The following is a 19,893-nucleotide window of genomic DNA, read 5'->3' on the forward strand; positions in this document are numbered from 1 at the left end:
GCGCGGCCGCCGGCCGACGAGGCCCGCCCGCCGGCCGAGCCCGCCGAGTCCACCCGACCCCGGCGCGCCTAGTCCCGCGAGCCGCTCGGGGATGACCACTTCCAGTCGCGCACCTCGGGGAGGTCCTCGAAGTGTTCGCGGACGTAGTCGTGGTGGCGGGCGAGCTGGTTGTTGCAGTACGCCACCAGCTCCTCGGCCTTCTCGGGGGCGCGGCGTGCGCGACGCAGCGCCTCGATCACCAGGTGGTAGCGGCTCATCTTGTTCAGCACCACCATGTCGAACGGGGTTGTGGTCGTGCCCTGTTCGGAGAAGCCGCGCACGTGGAAGCGTCCCGGATGGGTACGCCCGTGCACCAACTGGTGGATCGCGCGCGGGTAGCCGTGGAATCCGAACACCACGTCGACGTCGCGGGTGAACAGCTCGTTGAACTTTTCGTCCGACAGTCCGTGCGGGTGATCGTTCTGCGGCAGCAGCACCATCAGGTCCATCACGTTCACGACGCGCACACGCAGGTACGGCACCCACTCGCGCAGCAACTGCGCGGCGGCGAGGATCTCCTGCGTAGGGACGTCGCCCGCGCTGGCGAGCACGATGTCGGGTAGCTCGCCCTCGACGTTCTCGGTGCCCGCCCAATCCCAGATCGACGCTCCGGCGGCGGCCTGCTTGTTGGCCTCCTCCAGCGACAGGTACTGCAGGTGCGGCTGCTTGTCGACGACGATCAGGTTCACGTGATCGCGGCTGCGGAAGCAGTGATCCGAGATCGACAGCAGCGAGTTCGAGTCCGGCGGCAGCCACACGCGAACCACCTCGGGTGAGAGTGGCAGCACGAGGTCGATCAGCCCGGGACCCTGGTGCGAGAACCCGTTGTGGTCGTTTCGCCAGCACGTCGACGTCAGCAGGATGTTCAGCGACGCGACGGGTTCGCGCCACGGCAGCGTCGCCGCGTGCTGCAACCACTTGGTGTGCTGCACCACCATCGACGCGCTCACCATCGCGAACGCCTCATAGGTCGCGAACACACCGTGCCGACCGGTCAACGTGTAGCCCTCGAGCCAGCCCTGGCACAGGTGCTCGCTGAGCACCTCCATCACACGACCCGACGGCGAGAGGTTGTCGTCGTATTCGGTGACCGGAAGCTGCCACGCGCGGTCGGTGACCTCGAAGACCGCTCCGAGCCGGTTACTCGACGTCTCGTCCGGGCAGAAGAGCCGGAACGTGCCGCCGCCGTCGGCGTCGGAGTTCTGCGTGTAGATGTCGCGCATGAACTCACCGAGAACGCGGGTCGTTTCGAATGAGACGTCGCCCGGTTCGGGGATGTCGAGCGCGTACTGCTCGATCGGCGGCAGCCGCAGCGGCGAGAGCAACCGACCACCATTGGCATACGGCGTCGCACCCATCCGGAGATCGCCCGCAGGCGCAAGCGAGGCAATCGATTCGACGATGGCGCCGTTGTCGTCGAAGATCTCCTCCGGCTTGTACGACTTCAGCCACTCCTCGAGGATCGCGAGGTGTTCGGGGTTTTCCCGGACGCCCGAGAGCGGCACCTGATGCGCCCAGTGCGTGCCCTCGATCTTCTTGCCGTCGACCTCTTTCGGTCCGGTCCAACCCTTGGGTGTGCGCAATACGATTGCGGGCCAATGGGTGTCGGGCAACGTCGAATCGGCGCCGTCTGCGCGCGCCTCGGATTGGATCTCACCGATCCGACGACGGGCCTCCACGATCGCGGCGCGCAGGTCGGAGAACACCTGGGCGGGATCGTCGCCCTCGACGAATGTCGGAACCCAGCCCTGCCCGTGCAGATAGTCGGTCACCTCGGCGTCGGTACTGCGGCCGAGGACCGTCGGACCGGCGATCTTCGCCCCGTTGAGGTGAAGGATCGGCAGCACGGCGCCGTCGCGCGCGGCGTTGAGGAAGGCCGGAATCTTCCACGAACCCGAGAGTGGCCCGGTCTCGGCCTCACCGTCGCCGATGACACAGGCGACGGTCAGGTCGGGGTTGTCGTAGGCCGCGCCCGCCGCGTGTACCAGTGCATATCCGAGCTCGCCGCCCTCGTGGATACTTCCCGGGGTCTGCACGCTCACGTGACTGGGGATGCCGCCGGGCGTCGAGAACTGACGGCAGAGACGTTTGACGCCGTCGGCGTCGAGGGAGATCTTCGGGTAGACCTCGGTGTAGGTGCCTTCGAGGTACGTATTCGCGACAAGCGCGGGACCACCGTGTCCGGGACCGGTGATGTAGAGCCACGAACTGTCGGACTCCTTGATGATCCGGTTCAGCACCGTATAGATCGCCGAGAGTCCCGGGCTGGTCCCCCAGTGGCCGAGCAGACGAGGCTTGATGTGGTCGCGCGAAAGTGGTTCGCGCAGCAAGACATTGTCTTGCAGATAGATCTGGGCGACGGTGAGGTAATTCGCCGCCGCCCACCATCGCAGGTCGGCGTCGAGATCCGCCTGCTGATACGCGCGCTGTTGGGTGGAGACCTCGGTCATGCGGGTTCCCTTCGAACTCGTCGACTCTTGATGGTGCTCTTGTCCATTCCCCCTTCCATCAGTTCTACGCGGACACCAAGCCGCGTGCGCGGCTCTTCACCGTAAATTCGCCCAAGGTGTTACCCGGAAGGGGTGTTTGCCCGGAGATCTCACCCCGGCAGCCGATACACCTGCCGTGGGCGACCCGTACTGCCGTAGTGCAGCGACATGAGCAGCCTGCCACTGTCGACGAGCGCCGCGAGGTGGCGCCGCGCGGTCGCGGGCGAGACCCCGATTCGTGCCGAGACCTCGTCGGCGAACATCGACTCGCCCTCGGTGAACTGGTCGAGGATCGTGCGCTCGGTGTGCGAGCCGCTGTCGCCGGCGTGAGGGACGGGTCGAGTACCCGTGCGCATGGCCGACAGCGCGGCGTCGACGGCCGCCTGGTCGATGTGCTCAGCGGCGAGTGCACGCCGATAGTGGGCGTAGCCGGCAAGACGTCGTGCGAGTTCGGTGTCGTCGAACGGTTTGATGAGGTACGTCAGGGCACCGGCACGCAGCGCGCGACGCACAGCGGCTGCATCGGTCTCTGCACCGGCGATGAAACAGTCGCACTCCAACTCGGCAAGGAGGTCGATGCCGGAACCGTCGGGCAGATGAACGTCGAGCAAGACCAGGTCGGTGTCGGGGTGCGAAGCGAGGGCTTCGCGCGCCTGCGCGACCGACCCCGCCGTCGCGGTGACGCGGAAACCTCGTAGCGCGGTGACGATTGCCGCGTGGAGTCCGGCGACGCGAAAGTCGTCGTCGACGATCAGCACCCCGAGTTCACGCGTCGGCGTACTCATCGGACAACCGCTGTCGAATCGAACACGCCGGGTAGTCGTGCAACGATAACCGCACCACCCCAACGGTTTTCAACGTCGCTCCGACGCTCTCCACCAGGATCGACGACGACGATGTCGCCGCCGAGTCGCCTGGCGAGTTGCCGCGACAACGCCAGACCCATTCCCCGTCCTCCCGGCACCGACGGGGCGTCCTTTGTCGTGACACCGTCGGAGAAGATCGTTGCGGGATCGTCGAATCCGATTCCCGGCCCCGAATCGGTGACGGTGATCAGCAATTCGTCGCCCTCCGTAATCGCGTCCACGTCGACGTGTGGCCGTGAATCGTTGTCGCCATCGGACTCTCCGATGCGTTGCGCTGCTGCATCGATCGCGTTGTCGACGAGATTTCCGACGACGGTCGTGACCGTGATCGGATCGAGAAGCGTCCCGCGCACCCACGTCTGATCGCCGAGACCGAGTACGACGCCGCGTTCTCTGGCGTGCGAGGCCTTGGCGTCGAGGAATGCGGACAGATGCGGCTCGTCGATGTTCTCGATTCCTTCCAGACCGAAATGACCTGCGCTGCCCGTCAATTCGGATAGGTATGCGCGCGCCTCGTCGACGTGGCTGCGACGCAGGAGGCCGGCGAGCACGTGCAGCCGATTCGCCGTCTCGTGGCGCTGTGCGCGCAATGCCGTACTCATCGCGCCCATCGAATCGATCTCGCGGGTGAGCTCTTCGACGTCGGTGCGATCGATGATCGACGCGACGATACCGAGGTCGCGCCCGTCGACATCGACCCGGTGCGACGACACCAGCACGATGCGGTCGCCGACGGTCGCGGCGACCGGATCGGGGGTCGGGGTGCGCAGCACAGCCCGGATCCGGTCGCTGAGCTCGAGATCGTCGACGCTGGCACCGACCTCATCAGTGATGTCGAGCAGCTGACGTGCCTTGTCGTTGATGACGCGCATGACACCGGTCGCGTCGACAGCGAGCACGCCGTCGGCCATGGCGTGCAACACGGCGCCCTGATCGCGGACCAGTTCGGCCAGTTCGTCGGGTTCGAGACCCAAAGTGAGTCGACGCCATCGACGCGCGAGCAGGATTGATCCCACCGCGCCGACGGCGAGCGCCGCCAGAGCGATCAGCACCGTGGTCCCGATTGCCCGACGCGTCGCTGCCGCAAGGTCGGCCGTCGAGACACCCACGCTCACCAGTCCGACAACGCGACCGTCGTCGATGATGGGCACCTTCGCGCGCACGGACTCGCCGAGCGTGCCGCGATCGGTGGTGATATCGGCCTGCCCCGACAGCGCCTTGGTGGGATCGGTCGACACGTGCTTCCCGACCTCGCCCCGATCGGGGTGCGACAACCGGATGCCGTTGGCGTTCGCGATCACGACGAACAACGCTCCGGTGCGCTCACGCACCGCGGATGCCTGGGCTTGAATCGGACCGTTCGCCAGTTGGCTGACGTCGAGGTCGCTGCGGTCGCTTTCCGCGACCTCGCTGACCGTTTCACGATCGGCCGCCACCGACTGCGCGATCGCGAGCGCGCGTTGCGCGTACTCGTCGCGGCTACGGTCGTCGGTACCCGCGAGCACGACGCCGAAACCGACGCCGAGGCTCACCGCGATGACGGACAGTTGCAGCAGAAGAACCTGCGTCCGTAATCGCATGTGTAGAGCCTAGGCGTCGGCAGTAGTGCGGCGGTTGGAGTTCGAACTCTCAGAACGGGATCGCGCCGACCACGACGCCCACAGCAAGCATCGTCACCGATACCAGTGCTGCTCGCCACAGGACCTTCTTGTGATGGTCGGCCAGTGAGACCCCCGCGAGCGCGACCAGCAGCAGGATCGCGGGCACCAGCGGGCTCTGCATGTGAACGGTCTGGCCGGTGATCGAGGCGCGTGCCATCTCTGCGGGATCGATGCCGTACCGCGAGGCGGTCTCCGAGAGGACCGGAAGCACACCGTAATAGAACGCATCGTTGCTCATCAGGAATGTCAACGGCATCGAAACGATCCCGATGACGATTGCCATGTGCGGACCCATCGCGCTCGGAATCCCGTCGGCCATCCAATGTGCGATGGCGTCCACCATCCCGGTCCCACTGAACACCCCGGTCAACACCGCAGCGGCTAGCACCATCGCGACCACCGAGACGATGCTGGAACTGTGGCGGGTGATGGCCTCCTGTTGATCTTTGATGTGCGGGAAGTTCACGGCAAGCGCGATAGCCGCGAAGATCATGAAGAGAACGGGGATCGCGACGATGTCGGCTCCGAGGATCGCCAGCAGGGCGACCGTCAGCGTCGCGTTGACCCAGACCAGCTTGGGTCGCAACGTCTTTCGATTCGGATCGAGAACCCCGGTGAACGCCGACTCCCCGTCGCCATCCGACGTCGTGGCGACATCGCCTGTGCTGGAGTCGGTTCCGCTCGAACCAGTCGAGAGAGCTGGTCGGTTGTTCGACGTCGTCCCGGACCCGCCGACTCCAGCGGCAACCAGTTCACCGCGCGGCACGAGCACCGCGTCGTCGACTTCCAGACGCCCGATCCGACGACGCTCCAAGACCCCGAGGTGATAGGCGAAAGCCAGGACGACCAGCAGCGCGGCCCCGAGCGCGGGGAGCATGGGCAGAAAGATGTCGTTGGTGTCGATCTTCAGCGCACTCGCCGCACGAGCCGTGGGGCCTCCCCACGGAAGTATGTTCATCGTGCCGTTCGCGAGACCTGCGACGACGGTGAGGACGACGGGGCTGACGCGTAGTTTCAGATAGAGCGGTAGGAGTGCCGCGGTGGTGATGATGAACGTCGTCGAGCCGTCGCCGTCGAGTGAGACGACCATCGCGAGCACTGCGGTGCCGACGACCAGCCGCGCCGGATCATGCCCGACCATCCGGACCACCAGCCGAACGATGGGGTCGAAGAGCCCGACGTCGATCATGATCCCGAAGAAGATGATCGCGAAGAACAGCATCGCCGCCGTAGGGGCGAGTTCTTTGATCCCGTCGGTGATCATGTCGCTGATGCTGAGGCCAGCGCCGGCGAACAGCCCGAACGCGACCGGGACCAGGATGAGCGCGACCACTGGTGTCGCGCGTTTGGTGATGATGAGGAACATGAACGTGGCGACCATGCCCAACCCGAGTGCTACCAACATTTCCGTGCTCTTTCTCGTGTCGTTCGCGAGCGGTGTGTTGCCCGTTACTGATCGAGTGTCGGGGTAGTCCAGATCACAGTGAAGCTTGTGCGCGTAAGGCACGTTTTGCGCGTTCTGCGCACGGGAAACGGGCTGCCGTTCAGTCCGGAAGCATCGGGGCGTCGTCGCCGTGGTGGCGCCCGAGGAGTACGCCGCGGGTGACGGCGTCGCGGCCGAATCGCGTTCTCAGATCGTCCATCGCGGTGTCGAGGTGCGCGCCCCGACCGCTGAGTGGACTCGACGCCTCGACCGCGCGCACCCGGCGGTCGGCAGGGTCGGGTTGGTCGAACGGCAGGGTGAGCTGAATCGAGTCGCGCTCGTCGAGTCCGGTGAGCGACAACCCGATCAACGTGCACCCGCGGTCGCGGATCACGGGCAGGGCGTCGTCGAGCAATCCCCGCGCCGACGACATGATCACGTCGGTGCGGTCGGTGGCGTCGGACAGTGTTCGCGACCGTGTAGCACGCGAGAAGTCGTCGAACCGGAGACGCAATACGACTGTGCGACAGACTCGTTCGGCATTTCGGAGGCGACGTCCGAGGCGTTCGACGATCGCGACGACGGTCGCCTCGAGGTCGGCTTCGCTCTTGGGTCGACGGCCGAGCGCCCGCTGCGAACCGATCGACGAGCGTCGACGCCCGGTCTCGACACAACGCGGATCGGTGGCCATCGACAGCGCGAAGAGGTGACGCGCAGAGCCCGGTCCGACGATGTGCTTGAGTGAGCGCTCGCCGAGCCGGGCGATCCCGCCGACCGTGGTGACGCCCGCGTCGTGGAGTTTGGCCTCGGTCACCGGCCCGACGCCCCAGAGCCTCCGAACCGGTAGCGGATGCAAGAACGCCAGCTCGGTTCCCGGCGCCACTTCGAGCAGCCCGTCCGGTTTGCCGACGGCGCTCGCGACCTTCGCGAGGAACTTGGTGCGCGCGAGACCCACGGTGATCGGCAGTCCCACCTCGTCGCTTACGCGTCTACGCAGACGCTCCGCGATCTCGACCGGTGTTCCCGACACTCGACGCAGGCCCGCGACGTCGAGGAACGCCTCGTCGACCGAGATGCCCTCGACGATGGGTGTGGTGTCGTGGAAGATCTCGAAGACCGCGCGGCTGGCCTCGACGTAGGCGTCGAAGCGTGGCGGCACCACGATTGCGCGCGGACAAAGCGCCCGCGCCTCGTGGCCCGGCATCGGCGACCGCACGCCGAACGCCTTGGCCTCGTAGCTGGCCGCGAGCACGACACCACCACCTACAAGCACCGGCCGCCCGCGCAGCGCCGGATTGTCGCGCTGCTCGACCGACGCGTAGAACGAGTCGAGATCGGCATGCAGTATCGACGCCTCGTGCCGCTCGCGTCGCTCGATCCGCATAGAACACATGTTCGCATGCGAGTCTGACATTCTCTACACCCGAGCTGCCCCGATCAACCCGTGCGGGACCTCCGCCGCCAGGCGTCCTTGTCGGTGGCGCGGTCGTCCTGAACTGCGGGAGGCCAAGTGGCAGCGCCCAATTCGCGCGAGGTATTGCGCGCGACGTCGCGCAACATCGAGGCGACCGACGACTCGAGCGGCCACTGCTCCGCGGTGGCGACGACACCGACCGCACCGATCGGACCGCCCATCCGGTCGGTCAAGACGGCTGCGAGTTCGCACTCACCCAAAACAGCCTCTTCGACGGACTCGGCGAGTCCTGTCGCGCGCACATCGGCGAGGGTTGCGCGCAGCGCCTTCGGATCGGTGAGGGTCGATCCGGTCATGTCGCGCAGGTCGGCGTCGAGGATGTCGTCGGTCAGCTTGGCGTCGAACGCCATGATCGCCTTGCCGAGCGCCGACGCATGCGCGGGTATGACGATTCCGACCTCGGGCATCTGCCGCGAACCGTCGAGTCTGGGTTGGTGATGGACCACCACGACGTCGTCGATCAACATCACTGCGGTGCGGACCGCGAGTCCGCTGCGTCGTGCGAGATCCTCAGCCCACGGCGCGATCCGCGCACGAAGTTCGAGACTGTCGAGGTAGACGTTCCCGAAAGTGAGAACCGCAGGTCCGAGGCGGTAGCGCCCCGAGTCACGCTCCTGCACGACCATCCGGTGCGCAAGCAGCGTGCGGACGATGCCGTGCACGGTCGACGGCGGCAGCTCGAGCCTCTCCGCGATCTGGCCGAGACTCATCCTGTGGTCGCCCGCCAGCACCGTCAGCACGCGAAGCGCGCGGTCTACGGACTGAATCATCCCGACATTCTCGCAGCAATCGTCGCAGCGATCTCCCCTGAGGAGAGATCTCCGCTGTTCCAACTTCAGAAAGTATTGCCCGTCACATCTCGCGTGGCGTAGTGTGACGTTTCATTCGATAATGCCGAATGAAACAGACGACATCCCCGTCCGTCCCCGTAGGAGTTGTGGCTCATGAAGAAGTTCATCAACGAGCCGGCCGATGTGCTGGCCGACGCACTGCGCGGGGTTGCGGCCGCTCATCCCCGACTGCGCGTCGACCACGAGAACAGGGTGATCTTCCGCGCGGAGGGACCGCGCAGGGGAAAGGTCGGGTTGGTCTCCGGCGGAGGGAGCGGCCACGAGCCACTGCACGGCGGCTTCGTCGGTCCGGGGATGCTCGACGCCGCTGCCTGCGGCGAGGTGTTCACCTCGCCCGTCCCCGACCAGATCCTGGCCGCCACCAGCGGCGTCGACGGTGGCGTTGGCGTGCTGCACATCGTGAAGAACTACAGCGGCGACGTGATGAACTTCGAGATGGCCGCGGAGCTCGCCGACGTCGAGGTGGTGTCTGTCATCGTCGACGACGACGTCGCTGTCACCGACAGCAGCTTCACCGTCGGTCGACGCGGCGTCGCGGGCACGGTCTTCGTCGAGAAGATCGCCGGGGCGGTCGCCGAGCGCGGCGCCGACCTCGCCGAAGTCGCCCGACTGGCACGCAAGACAGATGACAACGCACGCACCATGGGCCTCGCTCTTACCTCCTGCACGGTCCCCGCGGTCGGCCACCCCACCTTCGATCTCCCCGAGAACCAGATCGAACTCGGCGTCGGCATCCACGGCGAACCGGGCCGCAAACGCGTCGATCTGCCTTCGGCGAACGAGATGGCACAGATGCTGATCGATCCGGTTCTCGCCGACCTCGACTTCACCGTCGGTGAGAACGGGGTCGTCCTGCTGGTCAACGGCCTCGGCGGGACACCCCTGATCGAGCTCTATCTGATGTGCGCCGAGTTCTCACGACGCCTCGACGCCGCGGGCATCACCGCTACGCGCACCCTGGTCGGCAACTACGTCACCAGTCTCGACATGGCGGGATGTTCGGTCTCACTGTTGCGACTCGACGACGAACTCACCGATCTGTGGGACGCTCCGGTCGACACACCGAACCTGCACTGGGCTGATCGAAAGGGCACGTCATGACCACTCTGACCACTAACACCATCGCCACCTGGCTCCGCCTGTTCACCAGCGACGTTGTGGCCAATGTCGACGAACTGACCCAACTCGACGCCGCGATCGGCGACGCCGACCACGGATCGAACATGGAACGCGGCATGACCGCCGTCGTCGACGGACTCGCCGACAGTCCGGACCTGCCGGGACCGCTGCTGAAGAAGGCGGGCATGACACTCGTCAGCAAGGTCAGCGGGCCGCTCTACGGGACCCTGCTGCTCCGGATGGCGGGCGCCATCGGCGACAGCAGCGAGATCGACGGCCCGACGCTGGCCGCGGCACTGCGCGCGGGGCTTGCCGGCGTGGTCGACCGCGGGCACGCACAGCCAGGCGACAAGACCATGTTCGATGCGCTCAACCCCGCATGCGATGCCCTCGACGCGGCGCTCGCCGACGGCGCAGCACTGCCGAAGGCGCTGCAGGTCGCCGCCGATGCTGCCGCTGCCGGGCGCGATTCGACCGTCGACATGGTGGCCCGCAAGGGTCGTGCGTCGTATCTCGGAGAGCGCAGCGTCGGACATCAGGATCCGGGAGCGACGAGCGCGGCGATGCTCGTCGACGCGCTCGCCGAAGCCGTGAACGCGACCGGCACATCATGACGGGGCTGGTGGTCGTCTCCCACAGCAGAGCGCTTGCCGACGCCGCGGTGGCACTGGCATCGGAGATGCTCCACGGATCGACGACCCGGATCGCCGTCGCAGCGGGACTCGACGCCGAGACCTTCGGCACCGATGCCACCGCCATCGTCGAGGCGATCGAGAAGGCAGACGACGGCCAGGGCGTCGTGGTGCTGATGGATCTCGGAAGTGCTGTTCTGTCAGCCGAACTCGCGCTCGAACTCATCGATCCGGAGGTCCGCGAGCGCACCGTGCTGTCGGCGGCTCCGTTGGTCGAGGGACTCATGGCCGCAGCCGTGACCGCCGCCTCCGGGGCTTCACCCTCCGACGTCGCCGCCGAGGCGGCGCAGGCGCTGACGCCGAAGCGGTCGGCGCTGGGCGTCGGCGAGGAGGATGTGCCGGCGAGTGGTGAGAATATGTCGCCCGGCGGTGAGTCCGCCGTCGTCGAGGTCGAGAACCCGCATGGCCTCCACGCCCGACCTGCCGCCCGATTGGTCACGGAGGCAAGACAATTCGACGCCGAGGTCACGCTGCGCAACCTCGATACCGGCGCCGGCCCGGCGTCGGCGAGCAGCATGTCGCAGGTCGTGGGCCTCGCCGTGCGGTGCGGCCAGCATCTCGAGATCGACGCGAGCGGCCCCGACGCACAGGCCGCCATCGAGCACCTGACTGCGTTGGCGCGCAATCGGTTTGGCGAGGAGGACGCGGCCGCTGGTCCCGACGCCCCCACCGCTGGTCGAGCTGGTCGAGACCACCCAACCGCTGGTCGCGCTTGTCGAGACCACCCCACCGCCGATCGAGCGTCAACCCCCGCCGGCCAAGCGACTACCGCCGGTCGAGCCGCCCCTCCCGGTGGTCGAGCTTGTCGAGACCACCCCGCCCTGCCCGCGTCGCCCGGGATCGCGATCGGGCCGGTGTTCACGCCCGCGGTCGTCGACGTCGAGCCCCCCGACGAGCACTTCGACTCCGCCGACGCCCAGTCCGCCAGACTGCGCGACGCCATCGACGATGTACGCGCCGACATCGAGAGCCTGCGCGCCACAACGGCGCAGCACAGCCCCGCCGACGCCGCCATCTTCGACGCCCACCTGGTGATGCTCGACGATCCCGACCTGGTGGCCGCAGCCCTCGAGCGCATCGAGTCCGGCGTGCCCGCGTCGCGCGCGTGGGCGGAGGCAGTGGCGGCAGTCGAAGCCGAATGGCGCGCCGTCGACGACCCCTACCTGCGCGAACGTGCCGTCGACGTGCACGCGGTCGGACAGCAGGTACTCCGCAAGCTGGCAGGCATCCCGGACGCGACCATCGATGGCACCGGCATCCTCGTCGTCGACGATCTGCTGCCCGCACAGGCGGCCGTCCTCGACGCCGAGAAGGTCGCGGGCGTCATCCTCGCGGGCGGGAGCCCGACAAGTCACGCTGCAATCCTCGCCCGCGCGCGCGGGATCCCCGCGGTCGTCGCTGCAGGCTCCGACGTCTTGGCCATCGAACCCGGTGTCACAGTCGCACTCGACGGATCGACCGGCGAGATCATCGTCGACCCTGACAGTCAGACCCTCGAACGCCTGCGCGGCGAGGCATCGCGTGCTGCGGAGCGCGGAGAACTCGCCCGCGCATCGGCGCACGAGTCGGCGAGCACCGCCGACGGCACGCGAATACTGGTGGCAGCCAACCTCGGTTCCGTCGAGGATGCGCGCGCCGCAGCCGAAAGCGGCGCGGACGGTTCGGGTTTGGTCCGTACCGAATTCCTCTACCTCGACCGTGCGCAGCCACCCTCCGTCGACGAGCAGATCGACACCTACCTCGCGATGGCCGATGCCCTTGGCGGCCAACGCATCACGCTACGCACGCTCGACGTCGGAGGCGACAAACCGCTCCCGTTCGCGCCGCAACCCGCGGAAGAGAACCCCTTCCTCGGCCTGCGTGGGCTCCGCCTCGCACTGGCGGAGAAGACCCTCTTCGACGACCAGCTCCGAGCCATCGTCACCGTTGCACACCAGACCCCGATCAGCATCATGTTCCCGATGGTGACCACCGTCGACGAATTACTCACCGCCCGAGAGCATCTCGACGCCGCGATCACTTCCGTCGGACGTGGCGAACCGGCGGGGCTCGAGGTGGGGATCATGATCGAGGTTCCCGCAGCAGCCCTCAAGACCGCCGCCTTCGCGCGGTACGTCGACTTCTTCAGCATCGGTACCAACGACCTCACGCAGTACACGCTGGCCGCAGAACGCGGCAACACTTCCGTTGCGGCGCTTGCTGATCCGCTCGATCCCGCAGTCGTCACACTGATCAACAGGGTCTGTCGCGGTGCGGGACCCGACCGCCTGGTCGCAGTCTGCGGAGAGCTGGCGGCCGACGAGACGGCAACCGATCTCCTTGTTGCGCTTGGGGTGCGGGAGCTGAGCGTCGCTCCCCGCGCTGTCCCGCCGGTCAAACAGGCGGTACGCGGCATCGAGGCCACCACCAATCCCAGGCTCGTCGAGCGGTGCCTCGAAGCTGACGCTGCTCACTCGGTGCGCGCCGCGCTCATCAAGTGAGCAGCGCGGCTCGATAGACTCGAACGCATGCAGGCCATCACACGAGCGAACACGGTCGACGGGGTTTACGAGGTCGAGAAGTGACAACACCAAGCGCCACAATCGGACTAGGCCTGGCAGCCGTTGGCCGTCCGGCGTACATCACGACCGGACGAGACGACGACCTCGGCGAGGAACGCAGCATCGAGGACATGCGTGCGCGCACGTACGCGGTGCTCGACGCCGCCTACGCCGACGGGGTGCGCTACCTCGACTGCGCGCGGTCGTACGGGCTGTCGGAGCAGTTCCTCGCGGACTGGTTGAGTGATCGACCCGACGTCGACGACGTGGTCGTCGCCTCGAAGTGGGGCTACCGCTACGTCGGCGAATGGGAACTCGACGCCGCGGTTCACGAGGTCAAGGACCACAGTCTCGGCGAGTTCGTCGACCAGTGGACCGCAAGCCGCTCGATACTCGGCGAAGCACTCTCCATCTACCAGATCCACTCGCTGACACCCGACAGCCCGGCACTGACCAACCCCGCACTCCTCGACGCGCTCGCCCGACTGCGCGACGACGGCTACCGCGTCGGCTTCTCGACGTCTGGTCTGTCGCAGGCCGACGTTGTGCGACAAGCGATCTCGATCGAAGTCGGCGGGGCACCGCTCTTCGGGGTCGTCCAGTCGACGTGGAATCTGCTGGAGACGTCGGTGGGCCCAGCGTTGGCGGAGGCCGCGGAGGCGGGGCTGTCGGTAGTCGTGAAAGAAGGCATGGCCAACGGACGGTTGGCGCCCGGCGTCGCCGACGACTCCGACGCCCGACGCGCCGTCGACCTCGCTGCAAACGAACTGGGCGTACCCACCGACCAGGTCGCGTTGGCGGCGGCGCTGGCTCAGCCGTGGGCGGCACATGTGCTGTCGGGCGCGGTGAGCGTCGAGCAGGTCGACAGTAACGTCGCCGCGAACACGGTGACCCTCGAACCCGCGGTTCTCGCGGAACTAGTCGCGCACCCCGAGACGCCTGCTGACTACTGGTCGAAGCGGTCGCAACGCGACTGGAGCTAGAGCTAGCTGCTACAGGGCGGGCAACCTACGCGCCAGCAGCACCACGTCGTCGATGTGGTGCCCACCGCCAGCGGGGATGCCGCGCGGGCGGGTCTCGTGGGTGACGATCTCCCAGCCAGCTTCTTTGGATTCACCGTCCGTGGTCCGGCTCTCGAGCAAGGTCGCGATGTCGTCGGGTTGCACGTAGTCGGCGGGGTCGAATCCGTGCGCGCGCACGCCTTCTGGCGCGTGTGCGACCACCAGCAGTGAGCCGCCCGGCCCGACAGCATCGACGAGTTTCTCTGCCACCGAACGGTTTTCGGTGAGGATCGGGAAGTAGTGCGCCGCGACGAGAGCGAAGTCACCACCCGGTACGTCGTCGACGACGAGATCTGTTTGCAGCCAAGTGATCTCGGGTCCGGGGAAGCTCTCCCGTGCGCGGTCGACGGCGACCTGCGAGATGTCGATCGCCGTGACCTGCCAGCCGCGCTCGGCGAGCCAGCGGGCATCGGCACCTTCACCACTTCCGACGTCGAGCGCGGTGCCCGGCGCGAGGTCGGAGGCCTCAGCGATCAGGGAGGGATTCACGTTGGACGTCCATAGGCGCTCGATGTCGGCGTACCTCGCGTCCCACTCCGCCGCCGTGTGCGGGTTCTGGTCGTGGCTCATCGGTCCAGCCTGACACCGCCGCCGCGCGGCGTCGAGCAGCATTGCGTTGGAGGCAAGAAGTGGTCTCGACAAGCTCGACCAGCGGTTAGGGGCCCGACCAGCGGGCGAGGTGGTCTCGACAAGCTCGACCAGCGGGCGGGGGTCTCGACAAGCTCGACCAGCGGTGGGTGCGCTCGACCAGCGGGCAGGGTGCGCTCGACCAGCGGTGGGTGCGCTCGACCAGCGGTGGGTGCGCTCGACCGGCGGAAGTTGGTCATCGACGCGGCGGCTGTGGAGGGGCAGACTGGGAGACATGGCATTTCCCATTCGCATCGGAGTCCAGATCCAGCCGCAGCACGCCCCCGACTACTCGCTGATACGCGACGCGGTCTTGCGGGCAGAAGACCTCGGCGTCGACATCATCTTCAACTGGGACCACTTCTATCCGCTCTACGGCGACCCCGACGGCGCGCATTTCGAGTGCTGGACCATGCTCGGCGCGTGGGCTGAGCAGACCGAACGCGTCGAGATCGGTGCGCTCGTCACGTGCAACTCGTATCGCAACCCCGACCTGCTGGCCGATATGGCACGCACCGTCGACCACATCTCCGGCGGCCGACTCATCCTCGGCATCGGCGCGGGCTGGTTCGAGAAGGACTACGACGCGTACGGCTACGACTTCGGCACCAAAGGCAGCCGCATCGGCGAGCTGGGCGAGGCACTGCCGCGGATCGCCTCACGGTTCGAGAAGCTCAATCCCCAACCCACCCGGCACATTCCGGTCCTCATCGGTGGCAGCGGCGAGAAGAAGACCCTCCCGCTCGTCGCGAAGTACGCCGACGCCTGGCACGGCTTCAACGACGTCGAGACCTACCGGCACAAGACCAAGGTGCTGTCGGGCTATTGCGAGGAGATCGGCCGCGACCCCGAAACCATCGAGCGGTCGGCAGGCATCCCGTTCACCGGCGACGTCGAGGAACTGGTGCGCACCGCCGACGCCATCAGCGCCGAAGGCGTCTCGCTGATCACCGTCGGCACCACCGGCCCCGAGTACGACCTGACGGCCGTCGAAGCGCTGTGCCGCTGGCGCGGGTGAACTGAGTCGATATGTCGAGCCTGGCCGTCGTCGCGATCATCGCGGGTGTCATCTCGCTTGGCTGTTGGGTCGCGTCGCTGATCACCGGCGACACGTCGTGGGTCGACCGCATCTGGTCGATCGCGCCTGTCATCTACCTCTGGGTGTTCGCGGCGTACAGCCACTTCGACGCCCGCACGACGGTGATGGCTGTGCTCGTGACGGCGTGGGGTATCCGTCTGACGTTCAACTTCGCCCGACACGGCGGGTATACCGGCACCGAGGACTACCGCTGGGCAGTGCTGCGCTCCCGAATGAGCAAGTGGCAGTTCTGGTTGTTCAACCTGTTCTTCATCGTGATCTACCAGAACCTGCTGCTGGTGCTGATCACGCTGCCCGGCTACACCGCGCAGCGTCATCCGGGCGGGTTCGTTGTGCTCGACGTCGTGCTCGCGGTGGCCTTCCTGGCGTTCCTCGCCGGGGAGGCCACCGCCGACCAGCAGCAGTGGGAGTTCCACGCACGCAAGGCCTCCGGCCAGACGTCGACGCGGTTCTGCACCACCGGGCTGTTCCACTACTCCCGGCACCCGAACTACTTCTTCGAGCAGGCCCAGTGGTGGGTGATCTACCTGTTCGGAGCCGTGGCCGCGGGGTCGATCCTGCAGCCGACGATCGTCGGCGCGGTGCTGCTGACCCTGCTGTTCGTCGGCTCGACCAAGTTCACCGAGTCACTGACACTGTCGAAGTACCCCGAATACGCCGACTACCAACACACAACGTCGGCGCAGATCCCGTTGCCGCCCAAGCGACGTCGGACGGCGGCTGCCTGAGCGGCGATCCTCTGCGCCGCAACCCTGTTCACGCGACGTTCGCCCAGCGATCGGGACAACCGGCGCGAGACGGGCGTGGCTGGGTTCAGCTCGAGGCCGTCGACCGCCTAGATTTGATGACATGCTCAGACCGCTCACTGTCGGAAAGAACATCCCGGACCCTCGCGTTCTCCTGCGCGTGGTGATTGTCGGAGCACTCCTCATGCTTGCGCTGGTGGGTACTTCTCTGGCCGCGGACACCGCCCGGGCCGAGCCGCCGATGCGGCTACCCGACCAGGTGACCGATCCCGCCGACGTGCTCTCGTCGTCGGATCGCACGCGGGTGCAGCACGCGGTCGAGGGGCTCTACCGCGACCACGGCGTGCAGTTGTGGGTCGTCTACGTCAAGACATTCAACGGGCTGGGTAGTGAGCAGTGGGGCTCGCAGACCGTGCAGATGAGCGACCTCGGCGAGCACGACGTGCTCCTCGCCGTCGCCACCGACGACCGCGCGTACCGCTTCGACGCGCCCGATTCGGTCGACGGCCTCGACCGGTCGAAGCTCGATTCGATCGCCCAGGACAACATCGTGCCCGCGCTCAAGAAGTCGGACTGGCCGGGCGCGGCCGTCGGCGCGGCGAACGGTCTCGGCTCGGCACTCACGCCGTCGCACACCGCCGCAATCGTCACCGGAGCGGTCGGTGGTGTCGCGGTCGTCGGCGGCGGCGGCGCCTACCTCTACTCACGGCGGCGTCGAAAGCAGAAGCTCGAGTCGCAACTCGACTCCGTTCGCGAACAGGAACTCACCGGCGACCAACTACTGTCACAGCCGATCGAGGTCCTCGAACCCTGGTCGCGCGAGGTCTTGACCGACACCGACAACGCAATCCGCACCAGCGAGGAGGAGCTGCGGCTGGCCGTCGACGAGTTCGGTCCGGCCCAGACCGCACCGTTTACACAGGCACTCGACGCCGCGAAACGTGGTCTTGCGACATCGTTCTCGCTGCGACAACGACTCGACGACGACATCCCGGAGACATCCGACGAACGACGCTCGATGCTGGTGCAGATCATCACAACCTGCACCGACGTCGACGCCGCACTCGACGAGCAGGTCTCGGCCTTCGACGAGATGCGCAATCTGTTGATCAACGCCGACAGCCGATTCGCGCAGATCACGCAGCAACTCGTCGCGCTGCGGGCACGCCTCGAGGGTGCCTCCGGCCAACTCGCGACGCTGACGCAGAAGTACGGCGCGCCGACGCTGCGCTCGATCGAGCACAACGTCGACCTCGCCGCCCAGGAGGTCGGGTTTGCCGAGAGCAGCGCGGACCAAGGTCGCGCGGCGATCGCGCGACCCGTCGGCGAGCAGGGCGCCGCCGTTGCCGCGATCCGCTCGGCGGAGGGCGCCATTTCCCAGGCCGACAAGCTCCTCGACTCGATCGACAACGCCGACACCAACATCGCCGCCGCGCACACGCAGCTGCCCGCGCTGATCGCCGAGGTCGAGGGCGAGTTGCAGGAGGCCGCCGGACTGTCGTCGGATGGCGGGCCGGAGCTGGCGACGGCGGTGGCGTCGGCCACCACGGCGCTCGACCGCGCCAAAGCCGGCACGGACCAGGACCTACTGGGAGTGTTCACCGCATTGGTCGACGCCGACGCCGACCTCGACCATGCACTCGATTCCGCCCGCGGCGCGCTGGCAAAGCGCAAGCAACGAACCGAGGTACTCACCGCTGCACTGACCAGCGCGCAGGCCAAGGTCACCGCGGCGTCGGACTTCATCTCAACTCGACGCGGCGCCATCGGCTCGACCGCACGCACCCGACTCGCCGAAGCGCAGCGCCTACTGCAGTCGGCCACTACGACCGCGGAGAGCGACCCGACCGCGTCGACCGATGCCGCGCGTCGAGCCGGATCTCTCGCCGACCAGGCACTGATGGCCGCACAGGGCGACGTGGTGAGCTGGCAGCAGAGTCAGCAGCCGCGCTCGAGCACCGGATCGGCGGCCACCGGTGCGGTACTCGGCGGCATCCTGGTCGACAGCTTCCTGCGCGGGACGATGCGCGGCGGTGGCTACGGCGGAGGGTTCGGGGGCGGCTTCGGCGGCGGTGGCTACACCAGCGGCGGCGGGCGCAGCCCCGGCTCGTTCGGCGGGTCGTCGAGCTCGGGCCGCATCGGCGTCGGGGGCCGGTTCTAGGGCCCTGGTCCGGTCGGGCGCGCGGTCGGGCGTGCGGTAGGCGGCCGCTGCGCGCCGCAGCCCGCAGAAAGTTGCGCGTCTTGGGCGGCCCGCATGTACCGGTACGTGCGGAGGGTCTGGGAAGTGCGGTTTTCTGCGGGCTCCCGGGTAAGGCACGCGCCTCGGTGCTGCACGCGCGGTCGCTGCCGCACTCCGCAGAAACTCACGCCCCACGGGCCGCGCGCATGTACCGGTACGTGCGGAGGGTCTGGGAAGTGCGGTTTTCTGCGGGCTCCCGGGTAAGGCACGCGCCACGTTCCTGCGGGCTCGGCCACTGCGCGCGGTCGCTGCGGCCTCCGCAGAAAGTGACGCCCTACGGGCGGCGCGCACGTACCGGTACGTGCGGAGGGCCTGAGAGGTGTGGTTTTATGCGGGGCGCGATTCGGCGTGCGCCCGGTTGCTGCAGTCTGCGCGTGCCCGCCTTCTGCACGCGGCACGTTGCTGCTGGCCCGGTCACTGCGCGCGCGGGCGCGGCGCAGTCCGCAGAAAGTGACGCCCCGCGGGCCGCCCGCACGTACCGGTACGTGCGGAGGCCCCGAGAGGTGTGGTTTTCTGCGGGCTCCCGGGTAAGGCACGCGCCACGTTGCTGCACGCTCGATCACTGCGCGCGGGCGCGCCGCACTCCGCAGAAAGTGACGCCCCACGGGCGGCGCGCATGTACCGGTACGTGCGGAGATCCCGAGAAGTGTAGTTTTCTGCGCGCGCGCCCAGTAGCCGCACACGCCCGGTTGCTGCGCGCCCCTACGCCGACTTCCGCCCGAAGCCCAGGTACGCGATTGGGCCGATGTAGTTGATGAAACTCGCTGCGGCCCAGGCCTTTTTGGGTCCGCGAACCTGCTCAGCGGGCCGCTGCTTGAGGTCGCGTAGGGCGTAGCCCTGCAGCGCGAACTGGGCGACGGCGGCAACGCTGATCAGCGCGCGCTTCGCGGGGGTGAGGTTCTTCTTCGTGTCACGAGTCACAACGTCACACTACCGTTCGGCCTTTTATTTCATAAGCCTAAGTATT

General features: G+C 67.3%; 15 protein-coding genes. 7 read left to right on the forward strand and 8 right to left on the reverse strand.

Features of this window, described 5'->3' with window-relative positions:
* Positions 1-68: 68 nt before the first annotated feature.
* From A5766_RS19010 to A5766_RS19035, 6 genes are all read right to left on the reverse strand, one after another.
* Positions 69-2,489 (reverse strand): phosphoketolase family protein, encoded by a 2,421-nt coding sequence (locus A5766_RS19010; protein WP_064905980.1) that lies wholly within the window; start codon positions 2,487-2,489, stop codon positions 69-71.
* A 149-nt stretch (positions 2,490-2,638) separates the two neighbouring features.
* The gene (locus A5766_RS19015; RefSeq protein WP_005202459.1) at positions 2,639-3,313 is read right to left on the reverse strand and encodes a response regulator; all 675 of its coding nucleotides are present in this window, start codon (positions 3,311-3,313) and stop codon (positions 2,639-2,641) included.
* Positions 3,310-4,974 (reverse strand): sensor histidine kinase, encoded by a 1,665-nt coding sequence (locus A5766_RS19020; protein WP_064905982.1) that lies wholly within the window; start codon positions 4,972-4,974, stop codon positions 3,310-3,312. Before A5766_RS19020 ends, A5766_RS19015 begins: the two co-directional genes overlap by 4 nt.
* A 49-nt stretch (positions 4,975-5,023) precedes the next feature.
* On the reverse strand, positions 5,024-6,460 hold the full coding sequence (locus A5766_RS19025; protein WP_064861686.1) for a CitMHS family transporter: 1,437 nt from the start codon (positions 6,458-6,460) through the stop codon (positions 5,024-5,026).
* Positions 6,461-6,599: 139 nt separating this feature from the next.
* Positions 6,600-7,862 (reverse strand): DNA polymerase IV, encoded by a 1,263-nt coding sequence (gene dinB / locus A5766_RS19030; protein WP_005202465.1) that lies wholly within the window; start codon positions 7,860-7,862, stop codon positions 6,600-6,602.
* A gap of 53 nt (positions 7,863-7,915) precedes the next feature.
* Positions 7,916-8,722 (reverse strand): IclR family transcriptional regulator, encoded by an 807-nt coding sequence (locus A5766_RS19035; RefSeq protein WP_005202482.1) that lies wholly within the window; start codon positions 8,720-8,722, stop codon positions 7,916-7,918.
* Between the two features lie 174 nt (positions 8,723-8,896).
* Here A5766_RS19035 and dhaK point away from each other — a divergent pair, with 174 nt between their 5' ends.
* The 4 genes from dhaK to A5766_RS19055 all read left to right on the forward strand — a co-directional run bounded on the left by dhaK (position 8,897) and on the right by A5766_RS19055 (position 14,137).
* Positions 8,897-9,904: a dihydroxyacetone kinase subunit DhaK gene (gene dhaK, locus A5766_RS19040; protein ID WP_064905985.1), complete on the forward strand. Its 1,008-nt coding sequence runs from the start codon at positions 8,897-8,899 to the stop codon at positions 9,902-9,904.
* Positions 9,901-10,536 (forward strand): dihydroxyacetone kinase subunit DhaL, encoded by a 636-nt coding sequence (gene dhaL / locus A5766_RS19045; RefSeq protein ID WP_064905986.1) that lies wholly within the window; start codon positions 9,901-9,903, stop codon positions 10,534-10,536. Before dhaK ends, dhaL begins: the two co-directional genes overlap by 4 nt.
* Positions 10,533-13,094, forward strand: a complete 2,562-nt coding sequence (gene ptsP / locus A5766_RS19050; protein WP_064905988.1) for a phosphoenolpyruvate--protein phosphotransferase — start codon at positions 10,533-10,535, stop codon at positions 13,092-13,094. The genes dhaL and ptsP overlap by 4 nt, the downstream gene beginning before the upstream one ends.
* Before the next feature lie 80 nt (positions 13,095-13,174).
* Positions 13,175-14,137, forward strand: coding sequence for an aldo/keto reductase (locus tag A5766_RS19055; protein ID WP_005202488.1), 963 nt, complete (start codon positions 13,175-13,177; stop codon positions 14,135-14,137).
* Between the two features lie 9 nt (positions 14,138-14,146).
* On the opposite strand, the gene A5766_RS19060 is transcribed toward A5766_RS19055, so the two are convergent.
* On the reverse strand, positions 14,147-14,785 hold the full coding sequence (locus tag A5766_RS19060; RefSeq protein ID WP_005202489.1) for a class I SAM-dependent methyltransferase: 639 nt from the start codon (positions 14,783-14,785) through the stop codon (positions 14,147-14,149).
* A 292-nt stretch (positions 14,786-15,077) separates the two neighbouring features.
* Between A5766_RS19060 and A5766_RS19065 the strand changes: the two genes are divergently transcribed.
* The 3 genes from A5766_RS19065 to A5766_RS19075 all read left to right on the forward strand — a co-directional run bounded on the left by A5766_RS19065 (position 15,078) and on the right by A5766_RS19075 (position 18,848).
* Positions 15,078-15,860, forward strand: coding sequence for an LLM class F420-dependent oxidoreductase (locus A5766_RS19065; RefSeq protein WP_005202490.1), 783 nt, complete (start codon positions 15,078-15,080; stop codon positions 15,858-15,860).
* Between the two features lie 11 nt (positions 15,861-15,871).
* Positions 15,872-16,669, forward strand: a complete 798-nt coding sequence (locus tag A5766_RS19070; protein ID WP_064905990.1) for a DUF1295 domain-containing protein — start codon at positions 15,872-15,874, stop codon at positions 16,667-16,669.
* Between the two features lie 202 nt (positions 16,670-16,871).
* On the forward strand, positions 16,872-18,848 hold the full coding sequence (locus A5766_RS19075; protein ID WP_064906019.1) for a TPM domain-containing protein: 1,977 nt from the start codon (positions 16,872-16,874) through the stop codon (positions 18,846-18,848).
* 780 nt (positions 18,849-19,628) lie between these two features.
* Here the strand turns inward: A5766_RS19075 and A5766_RS19080 are convergent.
* The gene (locus tag A5766_RS19080) at positions 19,629-19,847 is read right to left on the reverse strand and encodes a hypothetical protein (RefSeq protein ID WP_005207694.1); all 219 of its coding nucleotides are present in this window, start codon (positions 19,845-19,847) and stop codon (positions 19,629-19,631) included.
* Positions 19,848-19,893: the final 46 nt, after the last annotated feature.

The organism is Gordonia sp. 852002-51296_SCH5728562-b (assembly GCF_001665475.1).
In the GTDB taxonomy this organism is placed as follows: Bacteria; Actinomycetota; Actinomycetes; order Mycobacteriales; family Mycobacteriaceae; genus Gordonia; species Gordonia sputi.